The organism is Peribacillus sp. YIM B13477 (genome assembly GCF_042787955.1).
Lineage (GTDB): Bacteria > Bacillota > Bacilli > Bacillales > DSM-1321 > Peribacillus > Peribacillus frigoritolerans.
Genome location: NZ_JBHZPD010000011.1, coordinates 35,276 through 50,821, shown reverse-complemented (window position 1 = coordinate 50,821; position 15,546 = coordinate 35,276). Strand labels below are relative to the sequence as shown.

Sequence of the window (15,546 nt, the reverse complement as noted above, 5' to 3'; positions counted from 1 at the left end):
CTTTGAATTTGAATCGGAGGTAAGAAACATGACACAAAGCCAAAAAATCACAGTTACTAACGGTGTTCTTAACGTACCAAACAACCCAATCGTTCCTTATATTGAGGGAGACGGAATCGGTCCTGATATCTGGGCTGCAGCATCCCGCGTTTTAGACGCAGCAGTTGAAAAAGCTTACAATGGCGAAAAGAAAATCGAATGGAAAGAAGTTTTAGCTGGACAAAAAGCATTTGACCAAACGGGCGAATGGCTTCCACAAGAAACTCTTGATGTCATTAACGAATATCTAATCGCTATTAAAGGACCTCTTACAACTCCAATCGGTGGCGGTATCCGCTCATTGAACGTTGCATTGCGTCAAGTATTGGACTTATTCGTATGTCTTCGTCCAGTACGTTACTTTGATGGTGTACCTTCACCAGTTAAACGTCCAGAAGACACTGACATGGTCATCTTCCGTGAAAACACTGAAGACATCTATGCTGGTATCGAATATGCAAAAGGTTCTGACGAAGCTAAGAAATTAATCGAATTCCTTCAAAATGAATTCGGTGTTCAAAAAATTCGTTTCCCTGAAACTTCAGGTATCGGAATTAAACCGATTTCCGAAGAAGGAACAAAACGTCTTGTTCGCGCTGCACTTAACTATGCGATCAAAGAAGGCCGTAAATCATTAACGCTTGTTCATAAAGGTAACATCATGAAATTCACTGAAGGTGCATTCAAAACTTGGGGTTATGAAGTTGCAGAACAAGAATTCGCCGATAAAGTGTTCACATGGAACCAATATGACAAAATTAAAGATGCTGAAGGCACTGAAGCTGCTAACAAAGCACAATCTGCTGCTGAAGCTGAAGGCAAAATCATCGTTAAAGATTCCATTGCCGATATCTTCTTACAACAAATCCTGACTCGTCCTAAAGAGTTTGATGTGGTTGCAACAATGAACTTGAACGGAGATTACATTTCTGATGCATTAGCTGCACAAGTTGGCGGAATCGGTATTGCTCCAGGAGCAAACATCAACTACGAAACTGGACACGCCATCTTCGAAGCAACTCACGGAACGGCTCCTAAATATGCTGGTCTTGATAAAGTTAACCCATCTTCAGTTCTTCTTTCAGGCGTTCTTTTACTTGAGCACCTTGGTTGGAACGAAGCTGCAAACAGCATCACTAAATCAGTGGAACAAACAATCGCTTCTAAAGTTGTTACATACGACTTTGCCCGCCTAATGGATGGTGCAACGGAAGTTAAATGTTCTGAGTTCGCTGACGAGCTTATCAAAAACCTTAAATAATTCATTATATGCTTTCTGGAAAAGTGCCTGAACGGGCTGCTTTTCCAGGAGGCTTATATATATTTTCAGAGGATGTTAAAAGTATTCCAAAAGTATTTATATATTTTAAGGAGGAAATAACATGTCTAAACGTAAAAAAATCACAGTTGTAGGTGCTGGATTCACTGGTGCTACAGCAGCATTCCTGGCAGCTCAAAAAGAGCTTGGTGATATCGTTTTAGTTGATATTCCGCAAGCTGAAAACCCTACAAAAGGTAAAGCCCTTGATATGGCGGAAGCAGGACCTGTTCTAGGTTTCGATGCTAACATCATCGGTACATCCGACTATGCAGAAACAGCTGATTCCGACGTGGTGATCATCACTGCAGGAATTGCCCGTAAGCCCGGCATGAGCCGTGACGACTTAGTTCAAACTAACCAAAAAGTTATGAAATCAGTAACTAAAGAAGTCGTTAAATATTCCCCTAATACAACAATCATCGTTTTGACAAACCCTGTAGATGCAATGACTTATACTGTATACAAAGAATCCGGTTTCCCTAAAGAACGCGTTATCGGACAATCAGGTGTACTTGATACAGCTCGTTTCCGCACGTTCGTGGCTCAAGAATTAAACTTATCGGTTAAAGATGTAACTGGATTCGTACTTGGCGGACACGGAGACGATATGGTTCCTCTAGTGCGTTACTCTTATGCAGGCGGAATTCCTTTGGAAAAATTGATCCCTCAAGATCGTTTAGAAGCAATAGTGGCTCGTACCCGCACTGGCGGCGGGGAAATCGTAAACCTTCTAGGAAACGGAAGCGCCTATTATGCACCGGCTGCATCCTTGGTGGAAATGGCTGAAGCGATCCTTAAAGATCAACGTCGCGTTCTTCCGTCAATCGCTTATCTCGAAGGTGAATACGGATTTGAAGGCATTTACCTTGGAGTGCCGACTGTACTTGGTGCAAACGGCATTGAACAAATCATCGAACTTGATTTGACTGAAGGAGAAAAAGCGGCACTTTCAAAATCTGTTGAATCGGTTAAAGCAGTCATGCAAGTCCTTCAATAAAAGATCATAATCGGACTGCCCGGATATTGGAAGAAAAGGCCAAGGCGCCTTATTCCGACTCCGGGCAGTTTTTTAATCCGTTCAAAAGAACCCTGGAGCGTATAATCTACCTGCTGAAGATAGGAATAACTTTATTTCCGTTTTTTTTATGTGTAAATTTCATATAATATTCTTTATAATGGAATTGGATGAGTAGACCAAGAAATTGGTCTTTTGGGTAATACATAATTCAGGAGGATCTAATGTCAAAGAAAATTCTCGTAGTGGATGATGAGCAATCAATAGTTACCTTACTTCAGTACAATTTAGAACAATCAGGCTATACGGTGATCACAGCTTTGGATGGAGAACAAGGGCTGGAGGCTGCCGTGGATATACGACCCGATTTAGTGGTATTGGATTTGATGCTGCCTAAAATGGACGGGCTTGAAGTATGTAAGCAGCTTCGCCAGCAAAAAATCAATATACCGATCTTGATGCTGACAGCTAAGGACGATGAATTTGACAAGGTGCTGGGACTGGAACTGGGGGCGGATGATTACTTGACCAAGCCATTTAGTCCGAGGGAGGTAGTGGCCCGGATTAAAGCCATTTTAAGAAGATCCCAGTTGCAATCGAACGGAAGTGAGTCAAATCAGGAACAGGAAGAGGGTCTCCTGAAATTAGGGGAATTGAAAGTGTTCCCGGAACGATACGAAGCATTCTTTGATGAACAGCAATTAGAATTGACTCCAAAGGAATTTGAATTACTTTTATATTTGGCGAAGAATAAAGGAAGAGTGCTGACCAGGGATCAACTTCTCAGTGCGGTATGGAATTATGATTTCGCGGGAGACTCACGGATCGTCGATGTCCATATTAGCCATCTTCGTGAAAAAATAGAGAAAGATACAAAAAAACCACTCTATATTAAAACGATAAGGGGCTTGGGGTATAAGCTTGAGGAGCCTAAAAAGGAATGACGACCTATCGTAAAAAGCTCTTATATACCCTCATCACTTTGGTGATGGTCGTCCTGATGGCCGTGGGCTTTTTATTAGGGCACTTGTTCAAAAGTTACTATATTAAAACGTTCAATGAGCGTATACAGAACGAAACATTTTTCATTTCTACATATATTAAGGAGCATGGCGGGATCGAGTCCTTTTTGGAAAAAGGGAAGACGGCAAAACTGACACCCCTTTTAGATTCTAATTTAACCATTCTTTCCACGAGTGGGGAAATATTATACGATTCGACATCATCCAATGAAATACTTAAAAGCCATGCCAATGTCCTTCGCAAAATAACTTTGGAAAAAGGGCTTAAGAATGGGGAAGGGTATGAAGTGGTCGAAGGCGAATCGGACCTCCATTATTATTGGAAGACGGTTGAAAAGGACGGCGAGATCGAAGGCTTTGTCGTCCATAGCAATGAAATAGAGGCCATCCATCAAGTGAATAAACAAATGTGGCAAATATTGATCATTTGTTTAGGGGTTGCCTTGATCATCATCCTGATGCTTGCGAGTAAAATCACTTCATATTATACCCGTCCGATCGAAGAGGCGACGATGGCAGCCATTGAACTGGCAAAAGGGAATTACGGAACCCGGACATTCGGGAGGCATTCCGATGAAACGGGAATGCTGACAACTTCCTTGAACATACTGGCGAGGAATCTTCAGGAAACAGAGATAGCTAGGGAAATGAATCAGGATCGTTTGGAAACTCTTGTTGAGAATATCGGTAGCGGGGTCTTGCTGATAGACAGTAAAGGGTATACGACCTTGATCAACCGGGAATTCAAGAAAAGCTTCCGTGTGAACGCTGCTACGTTTTTGTTTCAGGAATATTATTCGGTCATTAAAGACCAGGAAGTGATAGCCATCATCGAAGAGATCTTTCGAACGGAAAAAACGATAAAACGGCAGGTGAAGATACCGCTTGCCATAGAACGAAAGCATTTTGAGATTTACGGCGCTCCAATAATCGGGAATCACGACGAATGGAAGGGGATCCTCCTCATTTTCCATGATATCACCGAATTGAAAAGGCTCGAGCAGATGCGGAAGGATTTCGTGGCCAATGTGTCCCATGAATTGAGGACTCCGATCACTTCCATTAAAGGCTTCTCTGAAACATTGTTAGATGGCGCCTTAAAAGATGAAAAGACCTTAAAGCACTTTTTATCGATTATCTTGAAAGAAAGTGACCGGCTGCAAGAACTCATTCAGGAGCTGCTTAATTTATCCAAAATGGAGCAACAGGAATTCGTTTTAAACGCAGGGGTCGTGGATATTACGAAAGTGCTTGGCGAAATACAAGAGATGCTTATAGGCAAGCTGAAGGAAAAAGAAGTATCCCTTGAAATTAAAACATCACCGGAACCAGTTTTCATTGAAGGGGAATCTGACAGGATCAAACAGGTTTTCATCAATTTGATTACGAACGCATTGACCTATACACCAAATGGCGGCAGGGTCACCGTTGACATCATTGAAAATGAACAGACCGTCGATATTACAGTTCAAGACAATGGGATCGGCATCGAAGAAAAAGAACTGCCAAGGATCTTTGAACGGTTCTACCGGATCGATAAGGCGAGGAGCCGCGATTCAGGAGGAACGGGCATTGGACTGGCAATCGTCAAGCATATAATAGAAGTCCATAAAGGTAAAATCAACGTGGAAAGCACACCTGGAACCGGGACGACTTTTACAGTCACTTTAAATAAAAGCTTAAAAGGGAAAATGTAGCGGGCATTTTATTTACATGTACTTTACAATTCCTTAAAACGGACTTCATAATGCAGGGGTACAATGGTTGTACAACCCCTCATCCAAGGAGTTAAACATTGACAGAGACATAGTCTCTGTTTGATTATTTAGAAGTTCAACCAAAATTTTAAAGCAAAGATGATTGGAACAGGCAGACAAAACTCCTGTAGGAATTGCGTCTAAGCTGCAACAACATTCAAATCGTACAAACCTTAAAAAACTTAGGCAGAGACATGGTCTCTGTCTTTTAATTTTGGCTATATTCCCCGTATACCATTCATCTATCCTATTTTTCTAGGAAAATATTTGATTTTTATGAAACTTTAGGCCCTTTATTGCGTAAATAAGATATAACTGCAAAGAAGGGGTGATACATATCGTTAGCTTAAAAAGGATATATACAATTACAGGACTTGTCTTTCTTATTTTAATTTTGGGTGTAGTTGCGATATCGACCTGGTACACGGTTGATGAATCCGATCAAGCTGTCATAATGACGTTTGGTAAAGTGGAGGAGACGATAACGGAACCAGGACTTCACTTTAAACTGCCTTGGCCAGTTCAATCGGTCGAGAAATTATCCAAAGAAACATTCAGTCTTAAATTTGGATATAAGGAAGAGGATGGAGAGGTGACGGATTACCCGAGTGAGACCAAAATGATTACGGGTGATGAAAATATTGTGCTGGCCGACCTAGTCGTTCAGTGGAAAATCACCGACCCTCCAAAATATCTATACAATGCAGAAGATCCAGAAAAAATATTATACGATACGACTTCTGCTGCATTACGGAGCATAATCGGCAGCACGAAAATCGATGATGCCCTTACATCTGGTAAAGCGCAAATCGAAGCGGATGTACGCGATTTATTGTCACAGCTAATGGAGAAGTATGATGTCGGGATTTCCATATCTGCGGTTAAACTCCAGGACGTGGAGTTACCGAATGAAGAAGTGCGGAAAGCATTTACCAATGTAACGGATGCCCGTGAAACGGCAAATACGAAAATCAACGAAGCGGATAAATATGAAAATAAGCGTATGAATGAAGCGGAAGGGGAAAAAGATGCCATCATTTCACAGGCCAATGGGGATAAAGCTGCGCGTACGGAAGCTGCCCGCGGGGATGTAGCGGTCTTTGAAAAATTACTCAGTGAGTATAAAGGCAATAAGGGGATTACGAAGGACCGTCTAATTATTGAGACCCTTGAGGAAGTATTGCCGAATGCTGAGATTTATATTATGAATGATGATGGAAACACAATGAAGTACTTGCCGCTTCGCTCGCTTGAAAAGGAGGAAACGAAAAAAACTCCTGCCCCTGATGAAGCCGCCATACCTGAAGAAGAAACGAAAAAAGGGAATGCATCGGAAGAAAAAGCGACAGGGGAAGGGGGCACTAAACAATGAGTGGAAAAATAATAGATTTCTCTGAGTTGAAAAAAGGGGATTTTCATTGGAGGGGCTATGTGAGAATCGGCATTTTTCTGATTATTTTCATCGCGCTGCTGCTAATCATCTTCACCAATGTCTATATCGTCAAAGAGGGCGAATACAAGGTCGTCCGCCAATTCGGTGAGGTGGTAAGGATCGATAAGACTCCGGGATTGAAGGCGAAGGTGCCATTCATTCAGAGTATCATGACCTTACCGAAGTATCAGATGACTTCCGATGTTTCCGAAGCGGAAATCAATACGAAAGATAAAAAGCGGATGCTGATCGATAACTATGCAGTTTGGAGAATAGAAGATCCGAAGAAATTGATTACAAATGCAAGGACACTTGAGAATGCCGAAACGAAAATGGAAGAGTTCATCTATTCGGCAGTTCGTTCAGAGCTGGGCCAGCTGAATTATGATGAAATCATCAATGATGAGAAGTCATCCAGGGGAAGTTTAAACGACCGCATAACCGAAAAAGTCAACGATTTGCTGCAAAAGGACAGTTATGGAATCAGCTTGACGGATGTCCGGATCAAGCGGACTGACCTGCCTTCCGAAAACGAAGCATCCGTCTTCAAGAGGATGATTTCCGAGCGGGAATCGAAAGCGCAAGAATACCTGTCCAAAGGTGATGCGAAGAAAAACCGTATCATTGCGGATACCGATCGGAAAGTGAAGGAACTGCTTTCTACTGCGGAGGCTGATGCAGAAGTGATCAGGGCAGAAGGGGAAGGGGAAGCAGCGAAAATCTATAATAAATCGTTTTCCAAAGACCCCGAATTCTATAAACTATACCGGACTCTTGAATCCTACAAGAAAACGATTGGAGATCAAACGGTCATCGTTCTGCCTTCTGATTCCCCTTATGCCAGCTTGTTAATGGGAAATACTAAATAACCTTGATGCCGTCATTTTTCTTTCCGCTTCTACTCATGGTAGAATAGAGAAGGAAAATGAACGGCTTTTTGCGTTTTTATATAGAAGCTATAACTACATAAACCTGTATGACTGGAGGAAGACGGATTTGGATAAAAAGCTAGTGCTCATAGATGGAAACAGCATTGCATACCGTGCGTTTTTTGCGCTTCCACTCTTGAATAATGATAAGGGGGTCCATACGAATTCCGTGTACGGATTCACCATGATGCTCAACCGCATTCTTGAAGAAGAAAAGCCAACGCACATACTTGTGGCATTCGATGCGGGTAAAACGACATTCAGGCATGCATCATTTAAAGAATATAAGGGGGGGCGCCAAAAAACGCCGCCAGAATTATCCGAGCAATTCCCTTTCATTCGGGAGCTGCTTGATTGTTTTCAAATAAAAAGGTATGAACTGGAGAACTACGAAGCCGATGATATTATCGGTACGCTGTCTTTACAAGCGGAAAAAGATGGTTTTGAAGTGAAGGTCATTTCCGGTGATAAGGATTTAACGCAATTATCCTCCCCTAGTACGACAGTTTCCATCACGAAAAAGGGGATTACTGAAATTGAGGAATACACTCCAAAGCATATACATGAAAAATACGGTCTATCCCCTTTGCAAATCATTGATTTAAAAGGGCTGATGGGAGATGCTTCCGACAATATCCCCGGTATTCCGGGTGTTGGTGAAAAGACTGCCCTTAAATTATTGCATCAATTTGAAACGGTTGAAAACCTTCTGCAGTCGATTGATGAGGTAAGCGGACAAAAATTGAAAGAGAAAATTGAAGAACATAAAGACCTGGCCTTATTAAGCAAAGAGCTGGCTACGATAACGAGGGAAGCGCCGCTTGAAGTTTCCGTTAACGAGACCGAGTACACTGGCATGGATCAGGATCGAGTCATCTCATTCTATAAGGAGCTTGGTTTTTCGACTTTACTCGATAAATTGGATGTAACGGAAAGCGCACCGCTTGAACAGGAGAAGATAGAGGTGCACACTGCTGAAATGACAGAAGGAATGTTTGCAGATGAAAGTGCCTTGTATGTTGAAATTTTAGAAGATAATTATCATCGAGCCGACATAATAGGGATCGCCATCAGTAATGAACAAGGTCATTTTTACTTCCATGGAGAGGATGCTCTGAGTTCCGATGCATTTAAATCCTGGGCGGAGGATGAAACAAAAAAGAAAACGGTTTTCGATGCGAAGCGTACGGTCGTGGCACTGCGTCATCGGGGAGTCGAAATAAAAGGCATCGATTTTGATGTGTTTTTGGCATCCTATATCCTTGATCCGGCAGAGTCAGTGGACGAAGTCGCAGAAATCACGAAAACCCAAGGTACTATCCGGCTTGAAACAGATGATGTTTTTTATGGAAAAGGTGCAAAACGCAAAATACCTGAGGAAGCGGAATTGAGGGAGCATATCGCCAGAAAATCGAAGGCGATCTTTTCTCTGAAAGAACCGATGATAGATAAGCTGCAAGAGTTCGAGCAGTATCACCTTTTTACGGAACTGGAGCTGCCATTGTCGATCATCCTGGCAAATATGGAATGGCAGGGAATCAAGGTGGACATAGGCCGACTGAAAAACATGGGACAGGAATTAGCCATTCGCTTAAGAAATATCGAAGCGCGAATTTTCGAATTGGCTGGAGAGGCGTTCAATATCAATTCACCTAAACAGCTTGGGGCCATCCTGTTTGAAAAGTTGGAGCTTCCGGTCATGAAGAAAACCAAAACAGGTTATTCGACTTCGGCCGATGTATTGGAAAAACTGGAGAGCAAGCATGATATCGTTAAGGAAATACTGCTGTATCGCCAGCTTGGTAAGCTGCAATCCACTTACATTGAAGGATTGCTTAAAGTGGTCAATGGCAAAACGGACAAGGTGCACACCCGGTTCAACCAAGCATTGACCCAGACCGGCCGGTTGAGCTCTACAGATCCCAATCTCCAGAATATCCCGATCAGACTGGAAGAAGGAAGGAAAATCAGGCAGGCCTTCATTCCTTCCGAAAAGGATTGGATCATTTTTGCTGCCGACTACTCCCAAATCGAATTACGTGTCCTGGCGCATATCGCCAATGACAGCGGATTGGTGGAAGCATTCCAGGCCGGGATGGACATCCATACAAGGACAGCCATGGACGTATTCCATGTATCGGCAGATCAAGTCACCTCGAACATGAGGCGCCATGCAAAAGCGGTCAACTTCGGAATCGTTTATGGTATAAGTGATTACGGACTATCGCAAAGTCTTGGAATCACGAGAAAAGAAGCTGGAGAGTTCATCGAGAAGTATTTACGAAGCTTTCCAGGTGTTCAGGAATATATGGAAGAAAGCATACATGAGGCCCGTCAAAAAGGATATAGCACGACTCTGATGCAAAGAAGGCGATATATACCTGAGATAACAAGCAGGAATTTCAACATCAGGAGTTTTGCCGAACGGACTGCGATGAACACGCCGATTCAAGGCAGTGCCGCTGATATCATCAAGCTTGCCATGATCAACATGAATAAACGCCTGAAAAGGGAAGGGCTCAAAACGAGAATGCTTCTACAGGTTCATGATGAATTGATTTTTGAAACCCCTCCTGAGGAACTCGAAATCCTTAAAGTGATCGTTCCCGAGGAAATGGAAAATGCCATTGAATTGAACGTGCCCCTTAAAGTGGATTATGCTTTCGGGCCAACATGGTTTGATGCCAAATAATAAAAGATAGGTGATTGCAATGCCAGAACTCCCAGAAGTGGAAACAGTCAGAAGAACGTTAGAGCAGCTCGTACTCGGAAAAGAGATCAAGGAAGTGTCCGTTTTCTGGCCAAAGATCATTAAAGCGCCTGAGCCTGTCGAACAGTTTCAGGATGCCTTAAGGGGGCAGACGATTTCTGCAATAGGCCGTCGGGGCAAATTCCTCATTTTCACCTTGGATGATTATTCGATGGTTTCGCATTTAAGAATGGAAGGGAAATACGGCGTTCATCCAAAAGAAGAGCCGTATGATAAGCATACCCATGTGATCTTCACTTTCACGGATGGCAGTGAACTTCGGTACAGGGATGTCCGGAAATTCGGAACGATGCATCTATTTGCCAAAGGGGAAGAATTTGAACAGTTGCCCCTGTTGCACTTAGGGCCTGAACCGTTATCCGAAGATTTTACTGTCGAGGGGCTTCGTGCGAAGTTGGCAAGAACCAACAGGAAAATCAAGCCCGTTCTCCTTGATCAAACCGTTGTCGTCGGGATTGGGAATATATATGTGGACGAGTCGTTATTCCGTTCCGGTATCCATCCGGAGAGAATGGCATCTTCACTCTCGTTGCAGGAAATCGAAACGTTGCATGCTGAAATCATTGCGACGTTAGGTGAAGCTGTGGAAAAAGGCGGAAGCACGATTCGTTCATACATTAATTCCCAAGGGCAAATCGGCATGTTTCAGTTGGAACTGAATGTTTATGGACGAAAAGGCGAGAACTGCAAAACATGCGGCACGCCACTTGAAAAACTGGTTGTTGCAGGACGCGGCACACATATTTGCCCGTCATGCCAGCCGCTAAAATAGGTCATGTTTTTTCAAACACATCGGATGGGCTCCTTCCATATACTAGGGTAGCAACGAGTAGGGAAGGAGTAATATTCCGATGTGGCTACAAATTATTTTTCTCGCTTTTGCAGTTAGTATTGACGGATTTGGCGTCGGTTTGACATTCGGTATGCGGAAGATGGAAATCCCCTTAAGGTCAATAGCGGTCATCTCATTTTGTTCTGCATTGAGTTTAGGTATAGCGATGGTCATCGGACAATTCATCAGTCAGCTCATATCTATCGGGGCGGCTGAAAAAACAGGCGGCATCATCCTCATTTTTCTTGGTGCCTGGATGGTATACCAGTATTTTAAGCCTGAAAAGGATTTGAAAGATGATAGATATCATGAAAAGATCATCTTTAATTTTGAAATTAAATCACTTGGGGTAGTCATTAATATTTTACAAAAACCATTGAATGCCGATTTTGATAAATCAGGTACGATAACAGGTGTTGAAGCGCTTGTTCTGGGGTTTGCACTTTCGCTGGATGCGTTCGGGGCCGGAGTTGGAGCGGCTATGATCGGGATTTCACCGATCATCCTCGCAGGGTGCATCGCTGTTATGAGTTCGATTTTCATTTGGAGCGGAATTCAAAGCGGAAAATTGCTTTCAAATAATAAAGTTGTCCAGCATTTGACCTTTCTCCCAGGTGTATTATTGATCATCATCGGTTTATTCAAGTTATGATAAGGTTAAAAGGGGGGAGCTTATGGGACAAATCATCGGAATCACCGGAGGCATTGCCAGTGGGAAAAGCACCGTCAGCCTCTATTTACAGGAACTCGGATTCACGATTGTCGATGCAGATCTGGCTTCCCGTGCTGTCGTTGAGCCAGGTGAAGAAGCCTATCACCAAGTTGTGGAGGCATTTGGAGAAGATATCTTATTGACGGATGGGAATATAGATCGCGTAAAGCTTGGATCGATCATATTTAATGATCAAGAAAAGAGATTGCTGTTGAATGGCATCGTGCATCCTGCCGTCAGGAATTGGATGCGGGTGAAAACGGAAGCGGCACTATCATCAGGAGAAGAAACGGTGTTCATGGATATTCCGCTCCTATTCGAAAGCAAGCTGACATTCATGGTGGATAAGACCCTTTTGATCTATGTGGATGAGCAAGTACAATTGAAGCGATTAATGAATAGGAATGGTCTTTCGGAGACGGAGGCACTTGCCAGGATCAATTCGCAAATGCCCTTGGCCGATAAAAAGGCCTTAGCGGATGCCGTCATCGATAATAATGGTGACATTAATGAAACGAAGCGGCAAGTGAAGGCCATACTTAGCGAATGGTATGTCATATAATCATGATAAAAAGAAGAAACCGCCCGGTTTCTTCTTTTTATGTTGAAAAAATAAGAACAATCCGCATTTTTATTAGCACAATTCCTCTGAATTATGTTATACTAATTACATGTGAAAGGTAATAAGTATAACACTAATATTTCTGGAGGGTCCGAACAATGAATTCAAGAATAGCGATTAACGGATTTGGGAGAATTGGAAGAATGGTTTTCCGAAAAGCCATATTAGACGAGAGTTTGGACATTGTTGCCATAAATGCAAGCTATCCAGCTGAAACTTTAGCACACTTACTAAAATATGATACGATACATGGTAAATTCGACGGTATCATTATAGCTGAAGATGATTCACTAGTAGTGAATGGCCGCCGAGTAAAACTAATAAATAACCGCGATCCAAAGCTATTGCCTTGGAAAGAGATGAACATAGATATTGTAATTGAAGCCACTGGCAAATTCAATGATCGTTCTAAAGCGGCTCTTCATTTAGACGCAGGAGCAAAAAGAGTAATATTATCAGCCCCAGGTAAAAATGAAGACGTTACCATTGTAATGGGAGTGAATCAGGAGGTGCTGGAAATTGACAAGCATTTCGTCATATCCAATGCATCTTGTACAACGAACTGCCTTGGACCTGTTGCAAAAGTGCTTGATGAAAAATTCGGCATAAACAACGGTTTAATGACAACGATACATTCTTATACAAATGATCAAAATAATATCGATAACCCGCACAAAGACTTGAGACGTGCCCGTGCCGCTGCGGAAAGCATGATCCCTACGACTACAGGAGCTGCAAAAGCCATCTCACTAGTGTTGCCGCAATTAAAAGGCAAACTTCATGGAATGGCGATACGCGTACCGACACCAAACGTATCTTTAGTCGATCTTGTTGTGGATTTAAACCGTGATGTCACGATTGAAGAAGTGAACCAAGCCTTCATCGATGCTTCAGAAAATGAACTCAAAGGAATCATGGAATTCACGATGGAACCTTTAGTTTCCAGTGATTTCAAAACGAATCCACACTCTGCAATCATCGATGGATTGACAACGATGATGATCGGGGACAGGAAAGTGAAGGTCCTTGCTTGGTATGATAATGAGTGGGGTTACTCCAACCGTGTAGTGGACCTTGTAAAATTGGTTGGCTCCGAGTTGAAAAAAATGTCCGAAGTCGAATTATCAGTAAAATAAAATGAAAAACCCGGGCCTGCTAAAATTTTTAGCGGGCTATTTTTATTTTTTATTGAATTTGAAGCAGTTATAGAAAATGGTGACCTAACGCATACCATACTTTTCTTTTGCATCTGCTCCTGATTTTCCAACTTTCTCAATCACTAGTTCAACCAGAAGCTCTAAGATATGATTATCATGCGTATTTCCGGGTGTTACTATCGTCCCTAACACAAATCCATTGTGTATGATGCCGCATGAAACGAATAGGCAAACTTATTTTGTCCGTTCATCATTCACATAATAGTAGCTACTCTCAGTATCAGTTGAACTGCCCTTAATCTCCTTGGTTTCTTCCTTAAATAGACTGTAGGTAAAAGGAGTTCTATCTTACTGTTAAAACAAAGTTGATTGGAGCGGGTGTTCGAGACTACTGCGCGGAAAGCGAGTGCCCTACGTTCCAATCAACGGCCTAATATACTTTAGACAAACTCAATTATTATTGAGTTTGTCTAAAGTCAGAGCCTGCTAAAATTTTTAGCGGGCTATTTTTCATGCAGTGATCCATCAAATCCCTGCTGCTTTATGGCGCTGAATAAACCGATGACGGAATTTGGTCCACATTGGAACCTTCGCTATATCCCCATTACATATACAGTTTATCTTTCCAAAAATTCAATTTGGAGTTGCAAAAAAAATTCAAACCATATATACTATGAATCGTGAACTTCTTCAAAACGGTTTGCATGATGGCTACTTAAAGGGTTAGGACCTCTTTGGACTAACTTTCCCCCGTGGTAGTTATCAGAACTTATTTTTAAATCATGGTAAGGGGGAAGCTTAATATGGAAACAGCTTACACTATGGAAACAATGGGTAGACATGTCATTTCTGAACTTTGGGGTTGTGACTTTGAAAAACTGAACAATATCGATTTAATTGAAAAGATTTTTGTTGACGCTGCTTTGAAATCAGGTGCAGAGGTACGAGAAGTTGCCTTTCACAAATTTGCTCCACAAGGAGTCAGCGGGGTTGTCATCATTTCTGAATCACACTTAACGATTCACAGTTTTCCAGAACACGGCTATGCGAGCATTGATGTCTATACATGCGGTAACTTGGATCCGAATATTGCGGCAGATTATATTGCAGAAGCTTTGAATGCGCAAACACGTGAAAACATAGAATTACCACGTGGATTAGGTCCTGTACAAATGAAAAAAGCCAATATAAGTGCCCTATAAAAAAATGTATACACAGAGATGCCATGGGTGCATCTCTTTTTTAATGCAATGAATCGGCAGTCTGATTCACTTTATTGGAGAGGATTGCCTTGTAGCACAATGCCCTTGGCAACGGTGCTTCAACGGCAGAACAAAAAGTGCCTGCTGCCGGAAGTTACACTTTTTACTTGTACTGTCCGTTCCTTTTAATATAAGATTAAGATAGAGAAGTAATTCCTTGGGGAACATTTAGATAGGGGAGTCCTACATAAAATACGGAGCTGATAATGATGAAATGCCCATCATGTCAATATAACGGAACAAGAGTGCTCGATTCCAGGCCAGTCGATGAAAGTAAATCGATTCGACGACGCCGTGAATGTGAGGCATGTGGTTTTCGATTCACGACATTTGAAAAGGTGGAGGAAACACCGCTTATTGTAGTGAAAAAGGGCGGGACACGTGAAGAGTTCAGTCGTGATAAAATCCTGCGTGGCTTAATCAGGGCTTGCGAAAAACGTCCGGTTCCCTTGAAAGAACTAGAGCAAATTACCAGTTATGTAGAAAAAGAACTACGCAACCAGGGCATATCGGAAGTGAAAAGCGACAGTGTCGGCGAAATGGTAATGGACAAGCTGGCAGAAGTCGATGAGGTTGCCTATGTAAGGTTCGCATCCGTCTATCGACAATTTAAAGATATCAATGTCTTTATTGATGAACTGAAAGATTTAATAAATAAAGAAAGAAAGTAGAGCTG

Annotated in this window: 12 protein-coding genes and 2 pseudogenes; 13 read left to right on the top strand and 1 reads right to left on the bottom strand. The window is 42.3% G+C overall.

Annotated features, from left to right (window positions below):
* Positions 1-25 precede the first annotated feature (25 nt).
* From icd to ACFX4H_RS23330, 11 genes and pseudogenes are all read left to right on the top strand, one after another.
* A pseudogene (gene icd / locus ACFX4H_RS23380) lies at positions 26-1,300 on the top strand (NADP-dependent isocitrate dehydrogenase); the annotation flags it as partial.
* Between the two features lie 121 nt (positions 1,301-1,421).
* Positions 1,422-2,357 (top strand): malate dehydrogenase, encoded by a 936-nt coding sequence (gene mdh, locus ACFX4H_RS23375; protein ID WP_034309103.1) that lies wholly within the window; start codon positions 1,422-1,424, stop codon positions 2,355-2,357.
* A gap of 242 nt (positions 2,358-2,599) precedes the next feature.
* Positions 2,600-3,319, top strand: a complete 720-nt coding sequence (locus ACFX4H_RS23370; protein WP_249598661.1) for a response regulator transcription factor — start codon at positions 2,600-2,602, stop codon at positions 3,317-3,319.
* A complete protein-coding gene (pnpS, locus tag ACFX4H_RS23365) occupies positions 3,316-5,094 on the top strand; it encodes a two-component system histidine kinase PnpS (protein ID WP_063590459.1) in 1,779 nt (592 codons plus the stop codon). Before ACFX4H_RS23370 ends, pnpS begins: the two co-directional genes overlap by 4 nt.
* 397 nt (positions 5,095-5,491) lie before the next feature.
* Entirely contained in the window at positions 5,492-6,526 is a 1,035-nt protein-coding gene (gene hflK, locus ACFX4H_RS23360; protein WP_048681237.1) for an FtsH protease activity modulator HflK, read from the top strand.
* On the top strand, positions 6,523-7,455 hold the full coding sequence (gene hflC / locus ACFX4H_RS23355; protein WP_034309097.1) for a protease modulator HflC: 933 nt from the start codon (positions 6,523-6,525) through the stop codon (positions 7,453-7,455). Before hflK ends, hflC begins: the two co-directional genes overlap by 4 nt.
* A 127-nt stretch (positions 7,456-7,582) precedes the next feature.
* Positions 7,583-10,207 carry a DNA polymerase I gene (gene polA / locus ACFX4H_RS23350; RefSeq protein WP_034309095.1) on the top strand — a complete coding sequence of 875 codons (2,625 nt, stop codon included), beginning with the start codon at positions 7,583-7,585 and terminating at the stop codon, positions 10,205-10,207.
* A 19-nt stretch (positions 10,208-10,226) separates the two neighbouring features.
* The gene (gene mutM, locus ACFX4H_RS23345; protein ID WP_034309092.1) at positions 10,227-11,057 is read left to right on the top strand and encodes a DNA-formamidopyrimidine glycosylase; all 831 of its coding nucleotides are present in this window, start codon (positions 10,227-10,229) and stop codon (positions 11,055-11,057) included.
* Between the two features lie 79 nt (positions 11,058-11,136).
* Complete coding sequence (gene ytaF / locus ACFX4H_RS23340) at positions 11,137-11,769, top strand: sporulation membrane protein YtaF (RefSeq protein ID WP_377436353.1); 633 nt, start codon at positions 11,137-11,139, stop codon at positions 11,767-11,769.
* Positions 11,770-11,791: 22 nt separating this feature from the next.
* Complete coding sequence (gene coaE / locus ACFX4H_RS23335) at positions 11,792-12,391, top strand: dephospho-CoA kinase (protein WP_034309088.1); 600 nt, start codon at positions 11,792-11,794, stop codon at positions 12,389-12,391.
* 158 nt (positions 12,392-12,549) lie between these two features.
* Entirely contained in the window at positions 12,550-13,587 is a 1,038-nt protein-coding gene (locus ACFX4H_RS23330; RefSeq protein WP_034309085.1) for a glyceraldehyde-3-phosphate dehydrogenase, read from the top strand.
* Positions 13,588-13,710: 123 nt separating this feature from the next.
* On the opposite strand, the pseudogene ACFX4H_RS23325 reads toward ACFX4H_RS23330, so the two are convergent.
* A pseudogene (locus ACFX4H_RS23325) lies at positions 13,711-13,926 on the bottom strand (IS5/IS1182 family transposase); the annotation flags it as partial.
* Positions 13,927-14,429: 503 nt separating this feature from the next.
* Here ACFX4H_RS23325 and speD point away from each other — a divergent pair.
* Positions 14,430-14,810, top strand: a complete 381-nt coding sequence (gene speD, locus ACFX4H_RS23320) for an adenosylmethionine decarboxylase (protein WP_034311443.1) — start codon at positions 14,430-14,432, stop codon at positions 14,808-14,810.
* 269 nt (positions 14,811-15,079) lie between these two features.
* Positions 15,080-15,541 carry a transcriptional regulator NrdR gene (nrdR, locus tag ACFX4H_RS23315; RefSeq protein WP_034309080.1) on the top strand — a complete coding sequence of 154 codons (462 nt, stop codon included), beginning with the start codon at positions 15,080-15,082 and terminating at the stop codon, positions 15,539-15,541.
* The last annotated feature ends 5 nt before the right edge of the window (positions 15,542-15,546 follow it).

Bases quoted from the DNA above. Each gene is read 5' to 3' on its own strand.
- speD (WP_034311443.1), top strand. From the start codon at position 14,430: ATGGAAACAATGGGTAGACATGTCATTTCTGAACTTTGGGGTTGTGAC.
- mdh (WP_034309103.1), top strand. From the start codon at position 1,422: ATGTCTAAACGTAAAAAAATCACAGTTGTAGGTGCTGGATTCACTGGT.
- pnpS (WP_063590459.1), top strand. From the start codon at position 3,316: ATGACGACCTATCGTAAAAAGCTCTTATATACCCTCATCACTTTGGTG.
- hflC (WP_034309097.1), top strand. From the start codon at position 6,523: ATGAGTGGAAAAATAATAGATTTCTCTGAGTTGAAAAAAGGGGATTTT.
- coaE (WP_034309088.1), top strand. From the start codon at position 11,792: ATGGGACAAATCATCGGAATCACCGGAGGCATTGCCAGTGGGAAAAGC.
- ACFX4H_RS23370 (WP_249598661.1), top strand. From the start codon at position 2,600: ATGTCAAAGAAAATTCTCGTAGTGGATGATGAGCAATCAATAGTTACC.
- mutM (WP_034309092.1), top strand. From the start codon at position 10,227: ATGCCAGAACTCCCAGAAGTGGAAACAGTCAGAAGAACGTTAGAGCAG.
- ytaF (WP_377436353.1), top strand. From the start codon at position 11,137: ATGTGGCTACAAATTATTTTTCTCGCTTTTGCAGTTAGTATTGACGGA.
- ACFX4H_RS23330 (WP_034309085.1), top strand. From the start codon at position 12,550: ATGAATTCAAGAATAGCGATTAACGGATTTGGGAGAATTGGAAGAATG.
- nrdR (WP_034309080.1), top strand. From the start codon at position 15,080: ATGAAATGCCCATCATGTCAATATAACGGAACAAGAGTGCTCGATTCC.